Source organism: Streptomyces solicamelliae, from assembly GCF_045348655.1.
In the GTDB taxonomy this organism is placed as follows: Bacteria; Actinomycetota; Actinomycetes; order Streptomycetales; family Streptomycetaceae; genus Streptomyces; species Streptomyces solicamelliae.
Window position 1 is genome coordinate 7072126 of the sequence record NZ_CP160404.1, and the last position, 16372, is coordinate 7088497.

Below are 16372 nucleotides of genomic sequence, written 5' to 3' on the forward strand. Positions count from 1 at the left end.
ACAGCGGGTTCTCCAGGCGGTGCGAGAGCGGGCCGTGGGGGCGGGATGCCGATGCGGAGGGAGCCGCCGGGGCCGGACGGCGGGCACCGTCCGGCCCCGGCCCGGGGTTCAGCCGCCGGCGGCGGAGGAGCCGGGCACGCCGGCGGACGCCACTCCGGAGGCGGCGGTGGCCGGGCCGGGGATCGTCCGGTCTCCGGTGGCCGGGCCCGTCACCGCGGCGAGCGGGACGGTCTCGTCCTGGCTGCCGCGGATCGCGGCGGCCGAGGCGCGCAGCCGGTCGGGGCGATCCGCGAAGTACGCGACGGTGCGGCGCAGACCCTCGGTGATGTCGAACTCCGGCTCCCAGCCCAGGACGTCACGGGCGCGGGTGATCACCGGGCGGCGGCGGACGGGGTCGTCGACCGGCAGCGGGTGGTACTTCACCTCGGACGCCGAACCGGTCATCCCGAGTACCAGTTCGGCGAGTTCGGTGACGGTGCGCTCGACCGGGTTGCCGAGGTTGAACGGGCCCAGCTCGGACGAGTCGAGGAGCGCGAGCAGACCGCGGATCAGGTCGTCGACGTAGCAGAAGCTGCGGGTCTGCTTGCCGTCGCCGTAGATGGTGAGCGGCTCGCCGGTCAGCGCCTGGGTGATGAAGCTGGACACCACGCGGCCGTCGTGCGGCCGCATCCGGGGGCCGTAGGTGTTGAAGATGCGGGCGATGCCGACGTCCACGCCGTGGGTACGGCGGTACGCGGCGGACACCGCCTCGGCGTATCGTTTCGCCTCGTCGTAGACGCTGCGTGGGCCGATCGAGTTGACGTTGCCCCAGTACGCCTCCTCCTGAGGGTGGATCAGAGGGTCGCCGTAGATCTCGCTGGTCGAGGCGAGGATGAAGCGGGCGTCGTGGCGCAGGGCCAGCCGCAGGGCGTTCTCGGTGCCGCGGCTGCCGACCGCGAGGGTCTCCAGCGGCTGACGCAGATAGTCGGGTGGCGACGCGGGGGACGCCAGGTGGGCGACGGCGTCGATGCGGCCCGCGACCTCCATGTCCACGCTCACGTCGGCGTGCTGGAACTCGAAGGCCGGGTCGCAGAGGAGGTGGGCGATGTTCTCGGGGTCGCCCGTCGAGAAGTTGTCCAGGCACACCACCGAGTCGCCGCGCCGCAAGAGCGCCTCGCACAGGTGTGACCCAAGGAAACCACCGCCACCGGTCACGGCAACGCGCATTTGTTTCTCCAGGAAGGGGTACCGGAAGGGCCTCACGCCCCGCCGCACGGGCTTCCGGAAGGCGGATGACCGGCCGGACCCGACTGGCGGAGCACTCTCGGAAAACGCAAGACGAGAGTATGGGTATAAGTAGGGATTTATGCGGAGGCAAATGGATCCCTGGGGCCGTTCGGCAGACACCCTTCCGGTACCCCCGGCACCCCGCTCCCCTGCTTTGTGACACCCCGTCAGTCGAACGGCCCTTCCGATGCCGTCACCCGTACGTGTGAGACCTCCCTGGGCGCGCCCGCCCCGGTCGGCCCAGCGGGCGGGTGCGCGTGCGGTCGGGCTACGCCGCGCGCGTGACCGCCGTACTCGCCTCGCGCCCCGTCCTGCGCCACGCCACCGGTCGCCGCAGCGCACGCCGGCCGCAGCTGCGCCACTCCGCGGGCGAGAGTCGCGGCCGGTGCGCGCCGTTGGTGATCAGCGCGTTCACCGAGGTCATCGGGTCGGCCGCGGCGGCCTTGGCGAGCAGGACGCCCACGACCAGGGGGAGCACGGCCGCGGCGAGGGCGGTGCCGGCCACGGTGACGTGCTGGATGCGGGGGCGAGGCCGCTGGGCTTCGAAGGTCATGGCTCCATTCCAGCGGCGCCCGCGCCCCGGCGGATGGGCGCACGTACTCAGATCCGCCGCCTCCGTACTCAGTACCGGGGCCTCAGCGCCGGAACAGCGCCGTCCACAGGAACGGCTCGCCGAAGCGCGCCGAGTCGTCCGGCTCGTCGGTCATGCGGCGGAGCTCCACCTCCGTCAGATCCGAGAAGACCCAGCGCAGTTCCTCCGCCGTGTACGCCAGGCCGCCCTGCAGCCCCGCCTCCCGGTAGAACGCCACGTCGGGCAGCTCCGAACCCATGCCGCCGGCCGCGAAGCAGGTCAGCGACAAGTGGCCGCCCGGGGCCAGCAGCCGGTCGAGCAGCGCCAGGTGGCTGATGCGGCGGTGCGGCGGCAGGTGGTGGAAGCAGCCCGAGTCGTGGATCAGGTCGTACGGACCCTCCAGCTCCGCCCCCGCCGCGCCGAACGCGTCACCGCACACGAAGCGGATCTCCGCCCCGGCCTCCCGGGCCCGCTCCGCCGCCCAGTCCAGCGCGCCCCGGGACAGGTCCACCGCGTCCACCCGGAACCCCAGCGAGGCGAGGTGCAGCGCGTTGCGGCCGGGGCCGCAGCCCAGGTCGAGCACCCGGCCGCCCGGCGGGACGAGCCCGCGCTCCACGTACGACACCAGGCTTTCGTCCGGCTTCGCCACGAAGAACGGGACCGGCTTCGACCGGTCCGCGTAGAAGCCGTCCCACCAGTCGGCGCCGTCCGCCGTCCAGCGGTCGGCCTCGGGGGCGAACAGCTCGTCCATGAGGCGCAGTACGTCCTCGACCGTGCGTGTGTTCCGGTGCATCCGGGCTCCTTTCCGCGGCTCCGACTCTATGCCGAGAGGAGGGAAAAGCCCAGGTCAGAGGTGGTGCGGCGAAGGGGTGTGGGGGTGTCTCGCGGGCCCACCCGCGGCCCGTGACGTCCGCCCCCGCCCCCTCCCCGTACGGGCCTTCCTGCCCCCTCCCCGGGCCGTCGACGGGGCTTCAGGAGTCGCGTCCGGGGCGCCGGTTCACGCGCGAGCGACCGGCCGCCGACCGCATGTCCGGATGTGACAGAGAAGCGTCATTGCGGCCATCGCACGGGCCACGGAGGATGAGGACATGCCCCTTCCGCACCGTGTCGTCATCGCGGTCTTCCCCGATGTCGACCTCCTCGACGTGACCGGCCCCGCCGAGGTCTTCGCGCTGGCCGACCGCGAGACCGCCGGCCGCGCCCGCTACGAGGTCCGGCTCGCCGGACCGTCCGTGGGCGAGGTGCGCACGTCGGCGGGGGTACGGCTGGTCACCGACCTGTCCTTCGATGAGGTCGGCGACCGGGTGGACACCCTGCTGGTGCCCGGTGCGGTCGACATGACCGACGCCGGCCCGGTCGCCCGGATCGACGACGCCGTCGTCGCCTGGGTCCGGGAGACCGCCCCGCACGCCCGCCGCGTCGCGTCGGTCTGCGTCGGAGCGCACGTCCTCGCGGCCGCCGGGCTGCTCGACGGCAGAACGGCCACCACCCACTGGTCCACGGCCGCCCAACTGGCCGCCGACCACCCGGAGGTGACCGTCGACCCCGACCCGATCTTCGTCCGGACCGACCGCGGCCGGCTGTGGACCGGGGCCGGGATCAGTGCCTGTCTGGACCTCGCCCTGGCCCTGGTGGCCGAGGACCGGGGCGAGCAGGCCGCGCTTTCGGTGGCCCGCCAGTTGGTCATGTACCTCAAACGGCAGGGCGGCCAGAGCCAGTTCTCCGTGCCGCTCAGCAGACCCGCCGCGACCCGGCGGGACATCGACGATCTGCTGCTGTGGATCGCCGACCACCTCGACGAGGATCTGTCCGCGGCCGCACTGGCCGCCCGGATGTGCCTCAGCGAGCGGCACTTCGCCCGGGTCTTCGGCCAGGAGACCGGTACCAGTCCCGCCGCGTACGTCGAGTCCGCCCGCCTCGAGGTGGCCCGGCGGCTCCTGGAGACCACCGACTCACCGCTCGACGTGGTGGCCGCCGCCTCCGGCCTCGGCTCACCGGAGACCCTGCACCGGGCCTTCCGACGGCAGCTCGGCACGACGCCGGCGGCCTACCGGCGCCGCTTCCGCACCACCCGGGCCGGCTGACCCGGCCGCTCGACCACCGAACCCCCTTCTCCTGCGCCTGCGGCGCGGCGGAGAACTCCGCCATGCCCTCATCCATGCCCTCGGCATGTCCGAACGTCCCGATCCCACCGACCGAAAGGCTCCTCATGTCCGCCACCACCCCCTCCGCCTCCCTGCGCCAGGTCGTCGGCCTCGACAACCAGCCGCCGCGGCTGGCCGATTCGATCCTCGTCCTGATCGACTTCCAGAACACCTACCGCACCGGCGTCATGGCCCTCCCCGGCGCCGAGGAGGCCCTCAAGGCGGGAGCCCGGCTCCTCGCGCGGGCCCGCGCCGCCGGTACGCCCGTCGTGCACGTCCTCAACGACGGCGGCGAGAACACCCCGTACGACATCCGCGCCCACATCGGCGCGATCAGCGACGAGGTCGCCCCGGTCGACGGCGAGGCCGTCGTCGTCAAGACGTTCCCGGACTCCTTCCACGCCACCGACCTCGTCCAGCGGCTGACCGACCTCGGCGCGGCGCCCGGCAGCGGCAGGGACCTCGTCTTGGCCGGATTCATGGCGCACATGTGCGTCACCTTCACGGCGCAGGGCGCGTTCCATCGCGGCTACCGGCCGACCGTCGTCGCCGACGCCACCGCGACCCGCCCGCTGACGTCCCCGGACGGCGGCGTGCTGCCCGCCGAGGCGCTCAAGACGGCCGCGCTGACCACGGTCACGGACCTGTTCGGCCTGGTCGTCCCCACGGCCGACGCGCTCCAGGACTGACCGGCCGGCTCGTCGACCTGCCGACCGACCGACTGCGGCCGGGCCGCTCCACGGCCCGGCCGCACCGGCCGCCTACATCATCCCGGACTCCATCAGGTCCTTCAGATGCTCCTCGTTCCGCGGCATCTCCTTGCGGACGTGCGGCTTGACCACGAGCGGCACCAGTACCTTGCCGATGCCGTGCGACTCGAAGTCCAGGGACAGCGTCACCCGGGACCGCCGGCCGTCGTCAAGCGGCTCGATCGTGCCCTTCACGTCACCGCGGACCGGTCCGTCCAGGCCGTGGAAGTGCCAACTGCGCGGCGGGTCGTACTCGGTGACCTCCATGGTCATGGGCATCTCGCGGCCTCCGAGCCGCCGTTTGACCCCGATCCGGGAACCGACGCCGAGCGGTCCGTCGGTCAGCTTGCGCGCCGAGATCGCGCTCTCCTGCCATTCCGGAGTGTGCGCCGGGTCCATCATGTACGCGAAGACTTCCTCGGGGCTGCGAGAGATGTCGATGGTCTCTTCGATGCGGGACATTGCGCCCCCTTGGGTAGCGCCCCCTCGGGTAGCTCCTACGACAAAATGATCCCACGGTACGAGGTCCCCGACCATGTCGGCCGATCCCGCCGCCCCGCCCGGCCCTGCGCACCCTGCGTCGTCAGGTGCTCACGCACAGCACCGGCACCTGCTGGACGAGGTTGTTCCCGAAACCGCCGCGGTTCCAGGGCTGTTCCATCGGCTGGACCCGCCCCTCCGCGTCGGTCGCGCGCACCGTGAGCACATGCTCGCCGGGCGTCGCCGTCCACAGCACCCGCCAGGCCGCCCAGGCCCACGGGTGCCCGGCCTGCCGGCCCACGTCGGCGTCCGTCCAGGAGCCGCCGCCGTCCGCGCTGACCTCGACCCGCTCGACCGGCGCCCAGCCGGACCACGCACGCCCCTCCAGGGGGACGAAGCCGGGGTGGACCACCCGCTGCCGGGACATGAAGTCCGGGAAGCCCGGCGGGACCATCAGCGCCCGCGGCGCGATCCGGGTGACCGGCGCCCCCGGCTCGTCCGCCGACTGCCGGATCCGGTACGCCACGGACTGCTGGAAGCCGGTGAACGGGGTGTCGGTGACGGTCACGTCCCGGAGCCACTTCACGTGCGCCATGCCGTACCAGCCCGGTACCACGAGCCGTACCGGGAAGCCGTGCTGCGGCGGCAGCGGCTCCCCGTTCATCGCGTACGCGACCAGCACCTCGGGGACGTCCCCGAGCGCCACGTCCAGCGGCAGACTCCGCCGGTAGTCCTGCTCCACACCCCGCTCGACCCCGTGGTCCGCGCCCGTGAACACGACCTCCACCGCCCCCGGCTCCACGCCCACCTCGTCGAGGAGGATCCGCAGGGGCACGCCCGTCCACTCCGCCGTCCCGACCGCCTCGACGAGCCATGGCTGGCTCACCGGACGCGGCGACAGCAGCGCCCGGCCGTTGCCGGCGCACTCCATGGTCACGCGGTGGGTGACCGGCCGGTACGCGCGCAGCGCCGCCAGATCCAGGGCGACCGGCGTGTGCACGAGTCCGCCCACCGTCAGCTCCCAGCCGGTGGCGTCCACGGCGGGGATGTCGTAGTGGACCAGCACGTAGTGCAGACCCGGCGGGGTGACCTCGTACCGCAGGCACTCCAGCGGCAGCCCGTGGTTGCGGGCCGCCAGTGCCAGTTCCTGCGTGCTGATGCCCTCCTCCGGCCCCGCGACCCGCCCCGGCCCGCTGACGCCCTGCAGAGAACGGTCCATGTCCTCATGGTGCGCCGCGCCCCGCCCCCGGGCATGTCGGACCGGGGCGCGGGAACGGCGTACGGCTACATCCGCTTCGCCCCCGCCTTGATCGCCTCGCGGATCCGGTTGTAGGTGCCGCAGCGGCAGATGTTCCGGATCCGGTCGAGATCGGCATCGGTGATCTCGCGGCCCTCGGCGGCGGCCTGCCGGACCTTGGCGACCGCCGTCATGATCTGTCCGGGCTGGCAGTAGCCGCACTGGGCCACGTCGAGCTCCAGCCAGGCCTCCTGCATCGGGTGCAGGTCCATGCCGACGCTCGCGGCCAGTCCCTCGATGGTGGTGACCTCGTCGTCCTCGGCGATCTGCGACACCGGCACGGAACAGGGGTTGAAAGCCTTGCCGTTGATGTGCGAGGTACAGGACTGGCAGACGCCGAGCCCGCAGCCGTACTTGGGGCCGGTCACGCCGAGCAGGTCGCGCAGGACCCACAGCAGCCGGACGTCGTCCTCGGCCTCGACGGTGACGACCTCGCCGTTGAGCTTGAAGGTGTGGCGGGGCAAGGGGAGCTCCTTCGGTAGGCGCGATCAGTACGCGTGGTCGAGACCGTCGGTGGGGGACTGGGGCGTGGACGGTTCGAGCGGGGGAGGGGTGAAGCTCAGCGTGCCGTGGTTGATCGGGAAGCTCGTCGGCATCGAGCCGGTGGCCCGGGCGTACGCGCAGGCGATCGCCGCGAACGCGGGCGCCACGCCCAGCTCGCCCGCGCCGCCGGGCGTGCCGCCGGTGGCCGGCATGACGACGACCCTCAGCTCCGGCGGGGTGTTCCACTGGCGCGTGTAGAAGTACTGGTCCCAGCTGCCCTCCAGCGGGATGCCGTCCTTGATGTGCAGGCTGGAGGTGAGCGCCAGCGCGAGGGCGTCGTTGAACCCGCCCATCATCTGCGCCTCCAGGCCGCGTGGATTGATCGGCAGGCCCGCGTCGATCACCATCAGGGCGCGGGTGACCCGGGGGCCGGTGACCGCGTTCGGGACCTTCCGGTTCACCGTCTCCGGACGGCAGTCGATCTCGACCAGCGTGGCGACCGCACCCCGGTACTCGGAGTGCAGCGCGATGCCCTGCGCCACCCCGGCCGGCAGCGACCGCCCCCACTCGCCCTCCTCGGCGGCCTTGTCCAGGACGGCGCGCAGCCGCTCGTCGCGCAGGAACTCCCGCCGGAACGCCACCGGGTCCTTGCCCATCTGCCGCGCCAGCTCGTCCACCACCAGTTCGCGGGCGCACGCCACGTTCGGCGAGTAGATGTTGCGCATGCTGCCGGTGTTGAACTTGAGCGGCACCTCGTGCAACAGCTGGGTGGTGACCCCGAAGTTGTACGGCGAGGACTGCGTCAGCGCGAAGATCGTCTCGGCGAAGGTGAGATTGCCGGCCACCGGCAACTGCGCCGCCGTCGACGTGATCATCTCGCCGAGCCCGTGGCCGAAGTCGGTCTCGGAACCGGTGTGCCGCAGCTCGAAGCTGAGTACGTTGCCCAGCGCGTACGTGGCCCGCACCCGCGAGATGCACATCGGATGGGTGCGCCCCTGACGGAAGTTGTCGGTGCGCGACCACGACAGTTTGACCGGCTTGCCCGTCTTCTGGGAGATCTCGGCCGCCTCCGCGGCCACGTCGTGGAACAGATGGCGGCCGAACGAGCCGCCGCCGTCCACCACATGCACCGTCACGGCGGACTGCGGCAGTCCCAACTGCACGGCGATCTCGCGCTGCGCGACGATCGGCACCTTCAGGTTCGCCCAGATCTCCGCCCGGTCCCCGCGCACGTCCGCGATCGCGTTGTCCGGCTCCAGCGGGCTGTTGCTGGCGAACGCGAAGGTGAACTCGGCGTCCACCTTCTTCGTCAGGAGCGGCGGTACGACCATCGGCAGCGCCGCCTTCTTCAACTTGGCGTGCACGGTCGCGTCCGACTCGCCGTCGACCGTGCCCGGGCCCCAGGTCACGTCCAGGGCGCGCAGCGCGTCGATGCACTGGCCGAACGTTTCACCGCGGACCGCGACACCGTGCGTGATCGTGACGACGTCGGTGATGCCCGGCATCGCCCGTACCGCGTCGGCGTTGTGCACCGCCGTCACCGTGCCGTTGATCGTCGGCGGGCGCCGCACCATCGCCGGCTTCGCGCCCGGCACCCGGAGGTCCATGCCGTACTTCTTGCGCCCGGTGACGATGTCCCGCGCGTCGATCCGGCTGCGCGGGGTGCCGATGATCCGGAACTCGGCGGGGTCCTTGAGCTCCGCCGTCAGCGCGGTCGTCGCGGTGCCGGCCGCCGCCGCGGCGAGCGAGCCGTACGAGGCGGTGTGCGCCGTCCCGTACGCGACCGTGCCGTCCTTCGTCGTGAGCCGGGCGGCCGGCACGCCCCACTGCGCGGCGGCCGTCTCCACCAGCCGCTGCCGGGCGACCGCGGCGGCGGTGCGTACCGGCAGGTACAGGCTGCGCATCGAGTTGGAGCCGCCGGTGAGCTGGTTCATCAGCAGTTCCGGCCGGGCGTCCGCCGAGGTCACCTCGACCTGCTCCAGCGGCAGGTCCAGCTCCTCGGCGATCAGCATCGCCACGGCGGTCGTCATGCCCTGACCGGCCTCGGCGCGGGGCACCTCGAACGACGCGGTGCCGTCCTCGTGGACCCGCACGGTGATCAGGCCGGAGGTCGGGGCCGCTGCCAGGTTCTGCATGTCCCCCAGGTCGAAGAGGTTCTCCGGCTGCGGCAGCGTCGGGATCGCCGCCCGCGCGGAATGCGGGGCGGCGGCGTCCGCCCCGAGCCGTACCCCCACGGCGAGGGTCGGCGCGGCCAGCAGGTACGCCAGCACCCTGCGCCGTCCGATGCCCTCGGGCCCTGCGGTGTCTGCCATGTGTGTCGTCCTCCGGAAACCTGAGTTACCGTCACGTACGGTCGCGTGCCGCACACAGACTGCCGTGCCGCAGGCGGTTGATCAGGTTCTTCACGGGACGTCTACATCACGATCGCGCCACGCGATCCGCGCCGCCGAACGGCCGTCACAACACGGCGATCCCCAGCGGACGTTCACCGGCGGCGAGCCGGCGGGTGTCCCCGCTGTCCAGGTCGATCACGGTGATCCCGTCCCAGTACCCGTCGCGGGTGAAGCCCCCCGTCACGTACGCGGTGCGGCCGTCGGCGGAGACCGCGACGTCCTCGTGCGGCCCCTCCAGCGGGTACACGCGCTCCGAGCCGTCGGTCCTGCGGACGGTCAGCGACGGGCCCTCGTCCTCGTCCTTGTCGATCGGGCCGGTGCCGACGACGAGCAGCGAGCCGTCGGGAGCGAGCGCCGCACCGTGCTGGTGCGTGTTCGCCGTCATCTTCTCGACGTCCACCCGGCCGGTCCTCGGGTCGACGACCGCGAGGCGCTCGCCCTCGAACGGCAGCAGCAGCTTGCCGTCCGAGGCCCGGACGGCCGTGTAGTGCGGCTTCAGCCAGGAGCCGAGGCCGCCCTCGGTGCCGTACGGGGCGACCTCGATGCGTCGGGTGTCCTCGGGCGAGCGGGTGGGCACGACGGTGACGTCGAAGGAGTCGTGGTTGGTCGCGTACACCTCGGAGCCGTCCCGTGAGACGTCCACGTCGAAGGGGCGCCGGCCGACCGGGACGGTCTCCGTGACCTTCAGGTCCGCCGTGTCGACGATCTCCAGAGTCCCGTTCCCGCCGGGCACGTTGACGCCCACGTACACCTGGCGGCCGTCGGGGGAGAGGGCGATGCCCATGCCGCCACCGCGGTACTCGCCGGTGGTCGCGCGGCCCGTCTCGGTCTCGTACGGCACGACCGCGATCCGCTTGCGGGCGGCGGTGTCCACGACGGCGACGCCCTCCGCGGTGGCCACATAGGCGCGGCCGTCCTTCCCGACGACCAGGCCGTACGGGGCGGTGCCGACGCGCACCGAGTCGAACCGGCCCCGGGCGGGGTCGACGAAGCTGACGGTGTCCGCGCCGAAGTCGGCGACGAGCAGGGTGCCGGACGGGGTCGTGCCGGTCACCGTCGGGGCGGGCGCGGCGGGCGCCGACTCGGGTGCGGACCGTTCGGCGGCCCCGCCGGACTGCGCGCAGCCGGCGAGCAGCAGGACGGCTGCGACGGAGGGCAGGACCACGCGGGCGGTGCGTGCGGACGCGTTCATGGGCTCGTCTCCTTCCGGCGGCCACCGGGAGGACGCCCGGCCCGCTCTGCCGTCCATCCTGGGCGCGGGCGGAGCCGGCGCCGGTCGGCAGTGCGGCCGGAACCCCGGCGCCGTACGGCTGACGCCGGGGTCAGCCGATCGGACGACCCGCGCGGCCCCCGGGGTGCCGTACGCCGAGCGGTCGGGCGAGCGCGTCAGCCCCGGTGTCCGCCGGGATGTGCGACCCGGTTCGTGATCCGGGCGATGCGGCGGGCGGACTCCTCCGGGGACGCGGCCGGCTGGACGATGTGGCTGACGGTGAGGCGGACGATCGTCTCCACCGCGAGCCCGCGCGACTCCGCGTCCACGTTCGGCCAGGCCTCGGTCGCGTAGGCGTCGAGCATGGCCATCGCCGTGTCGAAGACCGGTTCGGGGCGGGTCGTCAGATAGGCGAGGAGGTCGTCCTCGCCGCCCCGCGCGGCCAGCAGGATCGCCTTGATCAGCGGGTTGTCCACCGCCTGCTGGAGCGTGTACTGCACGCCCGCCGCGGCTGCCGCCTCCAGGTCGCCGCGGTGGGCGTCGAGCTCCTGTTGGATGCCGACCAGGAAGCCCTCCAGCTCGCGCTGGACGAGTGCCTTCCCGATCGCCTCCTTGGAGCCGAACTCGTTGTACAGGGTCTGGCGGCTGATGCCCGCCGCGCGCGCGATGCCGGCCATGCGGAGCACGCTCCAGCCGTCCGCGGCGACGAGTTGATAGGCGGCGTCCAGTACCTGTTCGCGGAGCAGGGACCGAACACTTTCGCGAAAGCGTGTCATGGTGTCCCCACTTTATCCATCGGGGTCTGTCCAGAGTATTGACGGACTCTTGCTCTGCTGTCTAACTACTGGACAGTACGCAAGCAAAGTGTCCACTCGATGGCGAGGGAGCCGGCATGGCCCTGCACAGCGAACCCCCCGTGGAACCCACCGTCACCCCTCTGACCTGGCGCGACCCCAAGCGCTATCTCTGGCTGTTCGGCCTCGTCATCCCCGCCTTCCCCTTCATCGGCTGGGGACTCGTCGAGGCCACCGGCTACGGCGTCTTCTGGTGGACCGGCTTCGCCGTGCTGTACGTGATCTTCCCGGTGATCGACCAGATGATCGGCAAGGACTCCGTCAACCCGCCGGAGAGCGCCCTCGCCCAGCTGGAGCAGGACCGCTACTACCGCTGGTGCATCTTCCTCTACCTGCCCCTCCAGTACGCCGGGCTGGTCCTCGGCGCCTGGCTGCTCGCCACCGGCGGACTCTCCCTCACCGACAAGATCGGCCTCGCCGTCACCCTCGGCGGCGTCGGCGGCATCGCCATCAACACGGCCCACGAACTCGGCCACAAGAAGGAGTCGTCCGAGCGCTGGCTCTCCCGGATCGCCCTCGCCCAGACCTTCTACGGCCACTTCTACATCGAGCACAACCGCGGCCACCACGTCCGCGTCGCCACCCCCGAGGACCCCGCCAGCGCCCGCCTCGGCGAGAGCTTCTGGCGCTTCCTGCCCCGCACCGTCGCCGGCAGCCTCACCTCCGCCTGGCACCTGGAGAAGACCCGGCTCGCCCGCGTCGGCAAGTCGGTCTGGGGCCCGCACAACGACATCCTCACCGCCTGGGCCATGTCCGTCGCCCTCTTCGCCGCCCTCGCCCTCGCCTTCGGCCCCGGCATCCTGCCCTACCTCGCCTTCCAGGCCGTCTTCGGCTTCTGCCTGCTCGAGGTCATCAACTACACCGAGCACTACGGCCTCCGGCGCGACCGCACCGCGAGCGGCCGGTACGAGCGCTGCGCCCCGCGGCACAGCTGGAACAGCGACAACGTCGCCTCGAACGTGTTCCTCTACCACCTCCAGCGGCACAGCGACCACCACGCCAACCCCACCCGCCGCTACCAGTCGCTGCGCCACTTCGACGACGCCCCCGAGATGCCCACCGGCTACGCGGGCATGATCGTCCTCGCCTACTTCCCGCCGCTCTGGCGGCGCGTCATGGACCACCGCGTCGTCGCCCACTACCAGGGCGACGTCACCCGCGCCAACATCCAGCCCGCCAAGCGCACCCGCCTCCTCGCCCGGTACGGAGCCGCCGCATGAGCCCGCTCCCCGCCGGCACCGGCCGGTACCGCTGCCCCGGCTGCGACTACGTCTATGACGAACGGCACGGCCACCCCCGCGAGGGCTTCCCCGCCGGCACGCCCTGGAACACCGTGCCCGACGACTGGTGCTGCCCCGACTGCGGCGTCCGCGAGAAGATCGACTTCGAGTCCGAGGAGAGCGAGTGAACCCGCCCGCGAAGAAGTGGCAGTGCCTGGTCTGCGGCTTCGTCTACGACGAGGCCGAGGGCTGGCCCGAGGAGGGCTTCCCGCCCGGCACCCGCTGGGAGGACATCCCCGACGACTGGTCCTGCCCCGACTGCGGCGCGGCCAAGGCCGACTTCGAGATGACCGAGATCACCCATGCCTGAGCCGCACGACGCGTTCGGACGCCCCTACGTCGTCGTCGGTGCGGGCGTCGCCGGGGCCGCCGCCGCGCTCACCCTGCGCGCCGAGGGGTACACCGGCGACCTCGTCCTCATCGGCGAGGAACCCGAACTCCCCTACCGCAGGCCCCCGCTGTCCAAGGACGTGCTCACCGGCGCCCAGGCGCCGGCCCGCACGCTCCTCCGGCCCGCCGGGACCTGGGCCGAGCAGGGCATCGAGCTGCGCACGGGCAGGGCCGTCACCGAACTCCGGCCGGCGGAACGCACGATCGTCCTCGACGACGGCGAGGAACTGCCCTACGCGCGGCTGCTCCTCGCCACCGGCGGCCGTCCCCGCGGCCTCGCCGGCGTCGCGGAGAGCCCCGGGCCGCACCGCCTGCGCACCCTCGCCGACGCCCGCGCCCTGCGCGCCGACCTCATCGAGGGCGGCCCGCTCCTGGTCGTCGGGGCCGGACTCATCGGCCTCGAGGTCGCCGCGGCGGCCCGCGGGCTGGGCTGCGAGGTCACGGTCGTGGAGAGCGAACCGCGGCCCCTCGGCCGCGTCCTGCCCCCGGCCGTCGCCGACGCGGTCGCGGCGCTGCACCGGGACCACGGCGTCGACCTGCGCACCGGCGTACGGCTCGCCCGCCTCGAACGGCACGGCGACACCTGGACCGCCACCGACCACGACGGCCGCGCGATCACCGCCCGGACCGTCCTGGCCGCGGTCGGGATGACACCGGACACCGCCCTCGCCGAGCGCGCCGGTCTCAAGGTCGACGACGGCATCGTGGTCGACCTGTACGGCGAGACCTCCGCGTCCGGCGTGTACGCGGCGGGCGACGTGGCCCGCCGCCCCGGCGGGCGCGACGGCGGGACCTGCCGGGTCGAGCACTGGACCAACGCTCAGGACCACGGTGCGGCGGTCGCCCGCAGCATGCTCGGCACACCGACGCCGTACGCCCCCGAACCGTGGTTCTGGACCCACCAGTTCGGCCACAACCTCCAGGTCGCCGGCCGGCCGGACGCGGCCGACGACCTGGAGGCCGACGGCGACCTCACCGCGATGGACTTCACCGCCCGCACCCGGCACGAGGGCCGGGTGACAGGGGTGATCTGCGCGAACCGCCCCGCCGAGTTCCGCCGGCTCCGGCAGGAAAGCGAGCGGACCTGAGGCGCGTCGTCACGCGGCGGGCGGACCCGGCGGGAACGGCACGTCGGCCAGCAGGGGCAGCAGGGTCGCCTCCTCGCGGTCGAGGTGGGCCGTCAACTGCGCGGTCATGCGGGCGAGTTCCGTGCGGAAAACCTCCGGATCGGCGCTGCCGACGTCGGCGATCAGGTCGGCGAGCGCCTTCTGGAGCCGTGCCATGGTGCGGTGCTCGGCGCTCAGCCGTTCGAACACGTCCTTGAGGTGCGGGTGGTACGTGAGGACGCCCGGGAACACATGGGCGTCCTCGCCGGTGTGGTGGAACTCCAGGGCCTGGCAGAAGGCCAGGCAGTGCTGCCGGATCTGCAGCCCGAGCGTCGGTGGTGCGGTCTCGTCGGCGCCCCGGCGGGCGAAGTACGCCTCGGTCTCCGCAGCCACATGCCGGAGCTGCCCGCGCAGCCAGACATGGACCTGAAGGATCTTGTCGGCCAAGGTGCGGACCTCGGCCGGGCCCTCGCCCGGCGCGGGGTCGTTCCGCTCCAGGACCACGACGGGCAGCGGGCGTTCGGTGGCGCGCTGGTAGTCGCCGTAGCCGGGTTCGACGGCCACGACGCGCTCGAACAGGTCCTCCCGGCGCTCGCCCTCGGCGGGTACGGCGACCGCCTGGTACTGCTCGGTGCCGACCTCCACCTGCACCAGCGGGTGGGCGAGCACGTTGTGGTACCAGGCGGGGTGCTTCGCAGCCCCCATGTTCGAGCCCACGATCAGCAGGTCGCCGTCGTGGCGCACGAAGCCGAGCGGCACGGTGTGCGGGGCGCCGGAGCGGGCGCCGGTGGTGGTGAGCAGCAGCAGTTCGCTGCCCTCGAACCAGCCGCCGACCTTCCCCTGGTGGGCGCGGAACTCGTCGATGACGGACTGGTTGAACGACGTGTCGGTCATAGGGGTACAGCAAGCCTCTCTGCCGAGGAACGCATCAAGAAACGCAAGAAAAGGGGGAGTCGAGAACGCTCGCGCGCGACGGCACGGCAGCACGCCGCGGCGGTACGGCACGGGAGCGTGTCCGCGGACGCCGAACGACGAAGGGCGGACGGGCGCGCGGGAGCGCGCGGATCAGGCGATGCCTGGGAGAAGAGGACGCATGGGAGAACCCCTACGTGCAGGTGGTCGCCCGATCACCGGCCGGCCCACTGCTCTTTGGCCAGCGTCACGCGCCACGGGATCATTAGAACGACCGTGCGTCCCGGTTGTCAAAGTCCGGAGGGACCCGGCCCGCGGGCCGAGTCCCCCTGTGTGTCTCGATCTCGTCACCGCCGCGAGGGCGGCCCCGGTCACTCCATCGCCATCCGCACGCCGAGCAGCACCAGTACCCCGCCCGAGACCTGCTCCAGGCGCCGACGGACGTTCGCGCGGGAGATCAGCGCCCGCATCCGGCCGATGAACCACACGTAGACGCCGTAGTAGCCGATCTCGTACACCGCCCAGATCGCCGCGAGCGCGATCATCGCCGGCAGGTGCGGCGCCCCCGACGGCACGAACTGCGGCAGGAACGACATCGCGAACACCGCCGCCTTCGGGTTGGCCAGATTCAGCAGCAGTCCGGCGCGGTAAGAGGACCAGCCCGACCGGTACGGAGTCTCCGCCTCCGCCTCGCCCTCCGACCCCCGGCTGCGCCGCGCGTCCCAGAGGGCCTTGCCGCCGAACCAGATCAGCGTGACCGCGCCGACGACGCGCAGCGTGTCGTACGCGAGCTCGGAGGCGGCGAGCAGCGCCGTGAGCCCGCAGGCGGCGACGACGCCCCAGACGAACACACCGGTCTCGTTGCCGAGCACCGTCAGGAAGCCGTGCCGCTTGCTGTGCAGCGACTGCCGGATGATCAGCATGGTGCTCGGGCCGGGCGAGGCCGCGATCAGCGTGCAGGCGCCGAGGAAGGCGATGAGGGTGCTCCACATGGGCCACATCGTGGGCCGTCCCCGTCCACCGCGTCCAGCCCTTTCGCCACCGGCCGGGACCGGTTCGGCCGGGCCGGCAGGCAGCGCGGCAGCGCCCACAGCACCAGCGGGTAGACCAGGTAGCCGAACCGGGTCGCCGGCATCAGGGCCGTCGCCAGGCCGAGCCCCAGCGCCAGCCTGCCCGCCGCGGCCGAGGCCGGCCGCCACCAGCCCGAGCAGCGGCACGACCACCGCCCCCAGGACCG

17 protein-coding genes and 1 pseudogene are annotated in these 16372 nt (G+C 72.6%); 6 read left to right on the forward strand and 12 right to left on the reverse strand.

What is annotated here, in order from left to right; all coding sequences use genetic code 11:
• Nucleotides 1-108: 108 nt before the first annotated feature.
• The 3 genes from ABZO31_RS32605 to ABZO31_RS32615 form a co-directional block, all read right to left on the reverse strand.
• Nucleotides 109-1206 carry a UDP-glucuronic acid decarboxylase family protein gene (locus tag ABZO31_RS32605; protein WP_406864934.1) on the reverse strand — a complete coding sequence of 366 codons (1098 nt, stop codon included), beginning with the start codon at nt 1204-1206 and terminating at the stop codon, nt 109-111.
• A gap of 328 nt (nt 1207-1534) precedes the next feature.
• Complete coding sequence (locus ABZO31_RS32610; protein ID WP_406864935.1) at nt 1535-1819, reverse strand: hypothetical protein; 285 nt, start codon at nt 1817-1819, stop codon at nt 1535-1537.
• 82 nt (nt 1820-1901) lie between these two features.
• Nucleotides 1902-2630, reverse strand: coding sequence for a class I SAM-dependent methyltransferase (locus ABZO31_RS32615; protein WP_406864936.1), 729 nt, complete (start codon nt 2628-2630; stop codon nt 1902-1904).
• Between the two features lie 295 nt (nt 2631-2925).
• On the opposite strand from ABZO31_RS32615, the gene ABZO31_RS32620 reads away from it, so the two are divergent.
• Nucleotides 2926-3921, forward strand: a complete 996-nt coding sequence (locus tag ABZO31_RS32620; protein ID WP_406864937.1) for a GlxA family transcriptional regulator — start codon at nt 2926-2928, stop codon at nt 3919-3921.
• 125 nt (nt 3922-4046) lie between these two features.
• Nucleotides 4047-4670, forward strand: a complete 624-nt coding sequence (locus ABZO31_RS32625; protein ID WP_406864938.1) for an isochorismatase family protein — start codon at nt 4047-4049, stop codon at nt 4668-4670.
• A gap of 72 nt (nt 4671-4742) precedes the next feature.
• Here ABZO31_RS32625 and ABZO31_RS32630 read toward each other — a convergent pair whose 3' ends face one another.
• The 6 genes from ABZO31_RS32630 to ABZO31_RS32655 all read right to left on the reverse strand — a co-directional run bounded on the left by ABZO31_RS32630 (nt 4743) and on the right by ABZO31_RS32655 (nt 11369).
• On the reverse strand, nt 4743-5192 hold the full coding sequence (locus ABZO31_RS32630) for an SRPBCC family protein (RefSeq protein ID WP_406864939.1): 450 nt from the start codon (nt 5190-5192) through the stop codon (nt 4743-4745).
• 121 nt (nt 5193-5313) lie between these two features.
• Entirely contained in the window at nt 5314-6429 is a 1116-nt protein-coding gene (locus ABZO31_RS32635; protein ID WP_406864940.1) for a sulfite oxidase, read from the reverse strand.
• Between the two features lie 65 nt (nt 6430-6494).
• Nucleotides 6495-6971 carry a (2Fe-2S)-binding protein gene (locus ABZO31_RS32640; RefSeq protein WP_406864941.1) on the reverse strand — a complete coding sequence of 159 codons (477 nt, stop codon included), beginning with the start codon at nt 6969-6971 and terminating at the stop codon, nt 6495-6497.
• A 24-nt stretch (nt 6972-6995) separates the two neighbouring features.
• Nucleotides 6996-9302: a molybdopterin cofactor-binding domain-containing protein gene (locus tag ABZO31_RS32645; protein ID WP_406864942.1), complete on the reverse strand. Its 2307-nt coding sequence runs from the start codon at nt 9300-9302 to the stop codon at nt 6996-6998.
• Between the two features lie 145 nt (nt 9303-9447).
• On the reverse strand, nt 9448-10575 hold the full coding sequence (locus ABZO31_RS32650; protein WP_406864943.1) for a beta-propeller fold lactonase family protein: 1128 nt from the start codon (nt 10573-10575) through the stop codon (nt 9448-9450).
• Between the two features lie 194 nt (nt 10576-10769).
• Complete coding sequence (locus ABZO31_RS32655) at nt 10770-11369, reverse strand: TetR family transcriptional regulator (RefSeq protein WP_406864944.1); 600 nt, start codon at nt 11367-11369, stop codon at nt 10770-10772.
• Between the two features lie 116 nt (nt 11370-11485).
• Here ABZO31_RS32655 and ABZO31_RS32660 point away from each other — a divergent pair, with 116 nt between their 5' ends.
• From ABZO31_RS32660 to ABZO31_RS32675, 4 genes are read left to right on the forward strand one after another with little or no spacing between them, the layout of a single operon-like run.
• Entirely contained in the window at nt 11486-12667 is a 1182-nt protein-coding gene (locus ABZO31_RS32660) for an alkane 1-monooxygenase (RefSeq protein WP_406864945.1), read from the forward strand.
• Nucleotides 12664-12855, forward strand: coding sequence for a rubredoxin (locus ABZO31_RS32665; RefSeq protein WP_406864946.1), 192 nt, complete (start codon nt 12664-12666; stop codon nt 12853-12855). The genes ABZO31_RS32660 and ABZO31_RS32665 overlap by 4 nt, the downstream gene beginning before the upstream one ends.
• Nucleotides 12852-13037 carry a rubredoxin gene (locus ABZO31_RS32670; protein ID WP_406864947.1) on the forward strand — a complete coding sequence of 62 codons (186 nt, stop codon included), beginning with the start codon at nt 12852-12854 and terminating at the stop codon, nt 13035-13037. Before ABZO31_RS32665 ends, ABZO31_RS32670 begins: the two co-directional genes overlap by 4 nt.
• Complete coding sequence (locus tag ABZO31_RS32675) at nt 13030-14205, forward strand: NAD(P)/FAD-dependent oxidoreductase (RefSeq protein WP_406864948.1); 1176 nt, start codon at nt 13030-13032, stop codon at nt 14203-14205. The genes ABZO31_RS32670 and ABZO31_RS32675 overlap by 8 nt, the downstream gene beginning before the upstream one ends.
• A 9-nt stretch (nt 14206-14214) precedes the next feature.
• Here ABZO31_RS32675 and ABZO31_RS32680 read toward each other — a convergent pair whose 3' ends face one another.
• The 3 genes and pseudogenes from ABZO31_RS32680 to ABZO31_RS32690 all read right to left on the reverse strand — a co-directional run.
• The gene (locus ABZO31_RS32680) at nt 14215-15117 is read right to left on the reverse strand and encodes a nitroreductase/quinone reductase family protein (protein WP_406864949.1); all 903 of its coding nucleotides are present in this window, start codon (nt 15115-15117) and stop codon (nt 14215-14217) included.
• Between the two features lie 389 nt (nt 15118-15506).
• On the reverse strand, nt 15507-16127 hold the full coding sequence (locus ABZO31_RS32685; protein ID WP_406864950.1) for a LysE family translocator: 621 nt from the start codon (nt 16125-16127) through the stop codon (nt 15507-15509).
• Nucleotides 16085-16324, reverse strand: a pseudogene (locus ABZO31_RS32690) (hypothetical protein); the annotation flags it as partial. The pseudogene ABZO31_RS32690 and the gene ABZO31_RS32685, both read right to left, overlap by 43 nt.
• Between the last annotated feature and the right edge of the window lie 48 nt (nt 16325-16372).

Bases quoted from the DNA above. Each gene is read 5' to 3' on its own strand.
- ABZO31_RS32605 (WP_406864934.1), bottom strand. From the start codon at position 1,206: ATGCGCGTTGCCGTGACCGGTGGCGGTGGTTTCCTTGGGTCACACCTG.
- ABZO31_RS32610 (WP_406864935.1), bottom strand. From the start codon at position 1,819: ATGACCTTCGAAGCCCAGCGGCCTCGCCCCCGCATCCAGCACGTCACC.
- ABZO31_RS32615 (WP_406864936.1), bottom strand. From the start codon at position 2,630: ATGCACCGGAACACACGCACGGTCGAGGACGTACTGCGCCTCATGGAC.
- ABZO31_RS32620 (WP_406864937.1), top strand. From the start codon at position 2,926: ATGCCCCTTCCGCACCGTGTCGTCATCGCGGTCTTCCCCGATGTCGAC.
- ABZO31_RS32625 (WP_406864938.1), top strand. From the start codon at position 4,047: ATGTCCGCCACCACCCCCTCCGCCTCCCTGCGCCAGGTCGTCGGCCTC.
- ABZO31_RS32630 (WP_406864939.1), bottom strand. From the start codon at position 5,192: ATGTCCCGCATCGAAGAGACCATCGACATCTCTCGCAGCCCCGAGGAA.
- ABZO31_RS32635 (WP_406864940.1), bottom strand. From the start codon at position 6,429: ATGGACCGTTCTCTGCAGGGCGTCAGCGGGCCGGGGCGGGTCGCGGGG.
- ABZO31_RS32645 (WP_406864942.1), bottom strand. From the start codon at position 9,302: ATGGCAGACACCGCAGGGCCCGAGGGCATCGGACGGCGCAGGGTGCTG.
- ABZO31_RS32650 (WP_406864943.1), bottom strand. From the start codon at position 10,575: ATGAACGCGTCCGCACGCACCGCCCGCGTGGTCCTGCCCTCCGTCGCA.
- ABZO31_RS32655 (WP_406864944.1), bottom strand. From the start codon at position 11,369: ATGACACGCTTTCGCGAAAGTGTTCGGTCCCTGCTCCGCGAACAGGTA.
- ABZO31_RS32660 (WP_406864945.1), top strand. From the start codon at position 11,486: ATGGCCCTGCACAGCGAACCCCCCGTGGAACCCACCGTCACCCCTCTG.
- ABZO31_RS32665 (WP_406864946.1), top strand. From the start codon at position 12,664: ATGAGCCCGCTCCCCGCCGGCACCGGCCGGTACCGCTGCCCCGGCTGC.
- ABZO31_RS32675 (WP_406864948.1), top strand. From the start codon at position 13,030: ATGCCTGAGCCGCACGACGCGTTCGGACGCCCCTACGTCGTCGTCGGT.
- ABZO31_RS32680 (WP_406864949.1), bottom strand. From the start codon at position 15,117: ATGACCGACACGTCGTTCAACCAGTCCGTCATCGACGAGTTCCGCGCC.
- ABZO31_RS32685 (WP_406864950.1), bottom strand. From the start codon at position 16,127: ATGTGGAGCACCCTCATCGCCTTCCTCGGCGCCTGCACGCTGATCGCG.